General features: G+C 59.9%; 5 protein-coding genes. 3 read left to right on the top strand and 2 right to left on the bottom strand.

The window, feature by feature from the left end:
• Positions 1-132 precede the first annotated feature (132 nt).
• Both AC0KW6_RS22715 and AC0KW6_RS22710 read left to right on the top strand, forming a co-directional pair.
• Positions 133-1050 (top strand): tyrosine-type recombinase/integrase, encoded by a 918-nt coding sequence (locus AC0KW6_RS22715; RefSeq protein ID WP_474036127.1) that lies wholly within the window; start codon positions 133-135, stop codon positions 1048-1050.
• 6 nt (positions 1051-1056) lie between these two features.
• Positions 1057-2265 carry an IS91 family transposase gene (locus AC0KW6_RS22710; protein WP_474036117.1) on the top strand — a complete coding sequence of 403 codons (1209 nt, stop codon included), beginning with the start codon at positions 1057-1059 and terminating at the stop codon, positions 2263-2265.
• Between the two features lie 603 nt (positions 2266-2868).
• Here the strand turns inward: AC0KW6_RS22710 and AC0KW6_RS22705 are convergent.
• Entirely contained in the window at positions 2869-4509 is a 1641-nt protein-coding gene (locus AC0KW6_RS22705) for a BCCT family transporter (RefSeq protein ID WP_323782824.1), read from the bottom strand.
• Positions 4510-4576: 67 nt separating this feature from the next.
• Entirely contained in the window at positions 4577-4996 is a 420-nt protein-coding gene (locus tag AC0KW6_RS22700) for a universal stress protein (protein ID WP_474036198.1), read from the bottom strand.
• Positions 4997-5633: 637 nt separating this feature from the next.
• Between AC0KW6_RS22700 and AC0KW6_RS22695 the strand changes: the two genes are divergently transcribed.
• Positions 5634-6519: transposase (locus tag AC0KW6_RS22695; RefSeq protein WP_474036197.1), on the top strand; the 886-nt coding region annotated here is incomplete at its 3' end.

Raw genomic sequence — 6519 nt, 5'->3', positions numbered from 1 at the left:
GCACTAAATCGCTTCGCGATAGGGCGCTCGTTTCTGGCGTTGCACTGATCTGGGATTTGTTTCGCGATTTGCGATGTTGGGTGTGTGCTGTTGATCGAGGTGATTTTGCCTCGGTTGACAGAGGGTTTTCCCATGAACATTCAGCATTCCACATCGATCACACCGCTTCGCGCGCGCATGATTACGGATATGTCAGCGCGCAATTTAGGACCGGCATCTCAGGTTGGTCACTTGCGGGCCTGCAAGCGGTTCGCGGCCTGGCTGGGGCGCTCGCCGGAGACAGCTGAGCCGGATGATGTGCGCGGTTTTCAGCAGCATTTGATTGAGACCGGCACCAGCATCTGCACGCGTAATCGCACGATGACCGGGGTGAAGTTTCTGCTCCGGGTGACGCTGCGGCGGCATGATCTGGTCGCTGAGATTTTCAGCCTCAAAGAACCGGTGAAGATCCCACTGGTGCTGAGCCGGAACGAGGTCAAACGCATCCTGCTTATGGCACCAAGCCTGAAGGCGCGCGTGATGTTGTCGCTCGCATATGGCTGCGGCATGCGCGCGGGCGAGGTGGTCCGGTTGCGTGTCGGCGATATCGACGGCGAGCAAGAGATCATCCGCATCGTGCAGTCCAAAGGCCGCAAGGACCGCAACGTCATGCTGCCCACCGATATTCTGGGCCTTCTGCGTGACTGGTGGAAGGAACGCCCAACCAGTCAGGACAACGGCGTGGCGGGCCCGGACCGGGTGATCTTCCCTGGGTATAATGGCAAACATCTGTCGCCGCGCCAGATATCGCGCCTGTTCAAGCAAGCGGCCAAAGCGGCAGGCATCACGAAGCCGGTCACATTGCACACGCTAAGGCACAGTTTTGCGACCCACCTCCTTGAGCGCGGTGTGGACATCCGAGTTATTCAAGCCCTGCTCGGTCATACCAAGCTGACCACGACCGCGCGTTATGCCAGCGTTGCTACCGGGATGATCTCGGCCGTGGAGAGCCCACTGGATAACCTGAGCCAGGCGGCCACGCGTAAGAGAGGCAAGAAGGGCGCATCATAGCTCGGCTTGGCAGGTGCAATGCTGGAGGTCGCGGATATCTTCCGCGCCCATGGAGCTGCCTGGCGCTTGGCCAATGCAGGCCACATCAGCCTGAACCAGTTGAAGGTGATGTCGGCAATCGAGCGTTGCCGCACGGCGGCGCTCGGCGGTCACGTGACACGCTGCGAAGATTGCGCGCACGAGCACATTGCCTACAATTCATGCCGCAACAGGCACTGCCCAAAGTGTCAGGCGGGCGCAGCCAAGACCTGGCTGGCAGCGCGCGAGGCCGAGCTGCTGCCTGTGCGGTACTTCCATCTGGTGTTCACGCTGCCAAAGCCGATCGCCGATATCGCGCACCAGAACAAGCGGGAGATCTACAATCTGCTGATGCGCGCGAGCGCGGATACCGTGATCAAGATTGCCGCCGATCCAAAGCATCTGGGCGCGCGGGTTGGCATCACGTCGGTGCTCCATACCTGGGGATCAGCAATGACGCACCACCCCCATGTCCACATGATCGTACCCGGTGGTGGATTGTCGACCGATGGCACAAGATGGATCACCAGCCGAAAGAACTTCTTCCTCTCCGTGCGGGTGCTGTCCCGCCTTTACCGGCGGCTCATTCTGGAAGGGCTGGCCAAACTGCACCAAACCGGGCGGCTCAATTTCTTTGGTGACCACGCCTGCCTGGCCGATAGCGCCGCGTTCGAGGCCATGCTCGCACCACTGCGCAAGATCGACTGGGTCGTCTATGCCAAGGAACCCTTCGCCGGACCCAAAGCGGTGCTGGCATATCTGTCGCGCTACACGCACCGCATTGCGATATCCAACAGTCGCCTGATCCGGTTCGATGCAGGCAGTGTGACCTTCAAGGTCAAGAACTACCGCCTCAATGGCGCGGGCCGACACACCACCATGACCTTAGCGACGTCAGAGTTCATCCGCAGGTTCCTGATCCACGTCCTGCCTAAAGGCCAGCACCGCATCCGTCACTACGGCTTCTACGGAAATGGCAACCGTGCCGCCAATATCGCCAGGATCAGGCAACTGCTCGGAGCCAAAACACCAGACCAGAGACGCGATCATGAAGACAGCCAAGGTAATTCCGATGAGCCTGTCCGTGTCCTGGCACTGCCATGCCCATGCTGTGGTGGGCAGTTGATTGTCGTTGACACCTTCGCGCCCGCCCAGCACCCCAGAGCACCGCCAAAACCAAAAAGGGCCGCAGCATGAAACGCTCGCCCAACATAACCAAAGACACCAATAACCGCAGAAGTTGCAGTCTGCGAACCCATCGTTTTGCACTGATGAGATCATCGTCATGGCAAAGGCCCGGGATCGAGACAAAACACCTGGCATATCGACTGAATGCTCGCGTACGCGAAATCGAAATTGGCCTCATTGCACCCATTCGACCGAATTTTCAGATCTTCCACACGCCAAGTCCAACCTACAAATCCCCATAGCAACCGACCCACCAAGACCAACCACGCGATTTCCCGCCTGAGCGCTTCTCCGACGCCGGGCAACGCATCGCGCAAATCAAACGTCAGCACGCGGCGTCTGAGAAACCTGCATCGCTGCCGACTTGCGGCGATGCGGCGGCAGCGTTGCAGCGAAACTTCACCAGGACGCTTCTGCCAGACGACGCCAGGCAACCCGAAGCGGCCCTCGCAGCGGGTTACAGCCCCAAGGGTGCTGCAAGTGCGGAGTTACCTGTGCATCTCAGCCAGAGCGGCCATTCAACTGCCCAGGCACTTACAATACAACAGCTAACAACATCGAAACACCCCAGAGGTACGGCCGGGGCGTTTACTATTCTCGTGGCCAATTGCCTCAGCGCGCTTCAGTCAGCAACCCCCGGAAGATGGCCCAGCACATCAGCAGGAGCACAACGGTGAATGGCAGGCCGGTGGAGATCACCATCGCCTGCAGCGCTGCCAACCCGCCGCCGAGCAGCAGCACGATGGCAACTGCGCCTTCGAAGATGCACCAGAACACCCGCTGCGGCACGGGTGCGTCGACTTTGCCGCCTGCGGTGATGGTGTCGATCACCAGCGAACCGGAGTCGGAGGATGTCACAAAGAACACAACCACCAGCACGATCCCCACAAAGGAGGTAATCTCGGCCAGTGGCAATTCGCCCAGCATCTTGAACAGCTTCAGTTCCAGCGACGCGTCCTGCGCCCCGGTGAAACCGTCAGAGACCACCTGATGGATTGCGGTGCCGCCAAAGACGCTCATCCACAGCACGCAGACCAGGCTGGGGATCAGCAGCACGCAGATAATGAACTCCCGCACGGTGCGGCCGCGGCTGACGCGGGCGATGAACATGCCCACAAACGGCGACCAGCTAATCCACCAGGCCCAATAGAAGGCGGTCCAGCCCTGGCTGAAGTTCACATCCTCGCGCCCTATCGGGTTCGACAATGCCGGCAGGTATTCAATGTAGGCCATCAGGCTAGAAGCGAAGCCTGTCAAGATCGCCACGGTGGGGCCGACCAGCAGCACAAAGATCAGCAAAAGGAAAGCCAACCCCATGTTGATTTCCGACAGCACCTTCACACCGCCGTCCAGGCCGCGAAGGACCGATATCAGTGCAACGGCGGTGATGGCGGTGATCAGGATCACTTCGGTTGTGGCACCTGTCGGAACGCCGAACAGCTCATTCAGGCCCGCGTTGGCCTGAGTTGCGCCGAACCCAAGCGAGGTTGCAAGGCCGAACAGCGTGGCAAAGACCGCCAGAATGTCGATGACGTGGCCGGTCCAGCCCCAGACACGCTCGCCAAAGATCGGATAAAACGCAGACCGGATGGTGAGCGGCAGTCCCTTGTTATACGTGAACAGGGCCAGCGCCAGCGCAACGATGGCGTAGATCGCCCAGGGGTGCAGCCCCCAGTGGAAGATCGTCGCCGCCATGCCTAGGCGCACAGCTTCGGCCTCATCCCCCGCAGCCGCGCCCAGGGGCGCCCAGTCAGTGCGGGCGCCGCCGCCCTCGGGCACCGCTGTGCCGCCGAATGCGGTGGAGAAATGGCTCATCGGTTCACTGACGCCGTAGAACATCAGCCCAATGCCCATGCCCGCCGCAAACAGCATCGCGAACCATCCCATGTAGCTGTAGTCCGGTGTCGCCTCTTTGCCGCCAAGGCGCACCTTGCCCCAGGGGGAAACGATCAGAAACAGGCAGAACAGCACAAAAAGGTCTGCCGCACCGAAGAAGAACCAGTCAAAGCTGCTGGTCACCGCGGGCCGCAGCCAGTTAAAGAACGCCCCGGCCTGTTCCGGCAGCGCCAGCGCGTAGAACACGAAGGCTACGATGACCAGGCCCGAGACTAGGAACACCGGGTTGTGAATGTCGACCCCAAACGGGCCAATCTGGGTTTCGATATTGTCCTGACCGATTTCATATTCGGTATCAATGATATCCGCTTCGCCTTCCGGGGCGGGGATACCCTGATTTGTGGATTCGTCAGCCATCGCGGCCTCCTTCCCTGTTATTTGGGCCGTGCAAGCGGGGCTTGCGCAATTTGTGGCTCCCGGCGGATCAGTTCTCGCGCACAACCAGCACCGAAACAGGCGCCTTCTCTGCAACCCGCCCGCCATGGGCGTGGAACAGATAGTCGCTGACACCGGGGACATGGCTGGCCATGACAATCAAGCCGGCGCCGATATCACTGCAGGCTTTGATCAGCGTTGCGTCCAGATCAACTGCCGGATCGAGGCTGACCACAGCGTGGCCCGAGGCCGTGATGTTGCGCTTGCCCGCTTGATCCGCGGCGAAGTCCTCGAGTTTTTTCGCAAACTCCTGAGGGGTGTGCGCAACCGGGCCGGGCAGCGATGAGGTCACCCCCACGAAAATCACTTCCGCTTTGTAAAGATGCGCGAGATCCGTCGCCATTTGCAGCGCCCGGTCAAGGCGGCTGGCATGGGTCAGGTCCACGGGGACCATTATCTTGGAATACACGGCCTCCCTCCTTTTGCTTCAAATTCCACGCGTCTGCGGCACGGAGCCAAGAGCGCGCCGGGCTTAGCACAGATTGGCGCCGCGCAATCGCGGCAGTGCTACCCCACCGGGCTGCGGCAGCGCCGCAACTCTAACAAAAACGTGCGGGCATCGCTGCACGTCTTCCGACATATACCCGTTACTATAAGGATTTAACCGTTCACGTCCACCACGACGCGCCCCTTGCGGTCGCTGTCTCTGGTGACCGCGGGCAAGCGATACTTTTGAACAGGTCAGTGGCCTGCATCCAAGGGGCTGAACGCCAGAGCAACCAGGGCCGCCACCATCTGCCGGATGGCTGTTTTCGGGGAAGTGGCCCAATTGCTTCGCACTCGCAGCGGAGCTGACACTGCACCTGAAACGAATGTCGAGTTCGGGGCTGGCTTGAGCCGATCACAGTTGGCCTGGGGCAGGCTGGTGCTAGTTTCTCGGTGCTGTGCCGCCGCAAGGCGGCAGTGAGCCCCAGAGCCGCCGTTGCTGCTCCGCCAGGATGCCGCAGATGTAGCCTACCGCTTACAGCCGATTCTGTTGAAAAACTCTTCCTTGATTGCAGGGGGCATCGCTGATTCAATTCCGTTATTGAGCGGGAGGTTTGGCGATGATGGGACCGAAGCAGGAGGCGCAGGCGGCGCTGTTCTACGAGTTCTCGCTGGAGAACCATGTCCCGCAAGATCATCTGCTACGGTCGATTGACCGGTTTGTTGATCTGGGCAGCATCCGGGCTCATCTTGCGGATTTCTACAGCCATACGGGTCGCCCATCCATCGACCCTGAGCTGCTTATCCGAATGCTGTTGGTGGGATATTGTTTTGGCATCCGCTCTGAGCGCCGACTGTGCGAGGAGGTCCATCTGAATCTCGCCTATCGGTGGTTTTGCCGCCTCGACCTGAATGATCGCATCCCGGATCACTCCACCTTTTCGAAGAACCGCCATGGTCGCTTCCGAGAGAGCGATCTGCTGCGCCATGTCTTCGAGACAACCGTGGCACGCTGCATGGAGGAAGGGCATGTTGGCGGTCAGGGCTTCGCCGTCGATGCCAGCCTGATCAGCGCTGACGTACAGAAACAGAACTCCAGCAATCCCGATGATTGGGCGGCTCGCGATGTTGATCCCCATGATGCACCGCGCGCAGTGCGTGAGTATCTCGACACCTTGGATGACGAGGCTTTTGGCGCTGCCACGACGGCTAAGCCCAAATTCACCGCCCATGCCGATCCAGCCAGTCAATGGACGGCCGCACGCAAGGGCCCAGCTTTCTTTGCTTACTCAGACAATTACCTGATCGATACCGATCACGGTATCATCGTGGATGTGGATGCCAGCCGATCAAACAAGACTGCCGAGGTTGGGGCTATGCGCAAGATGATCGACCGGACCGAGGAACGGTTTGGTCTGAGGCCAGATTGGATCGCCGCAGATACTGCTTACGGCTCCTCGGATAATCTCGTCTGGCTTACGCTCAGGCGGAAAATCCTCCCGTTCA

It is taken from the genome of Leisingera sp. SA215, from assembly GCF_055902035.1.
This window is presented reverse-complemented; position numbering and strand designations above follow the sequence as displayed.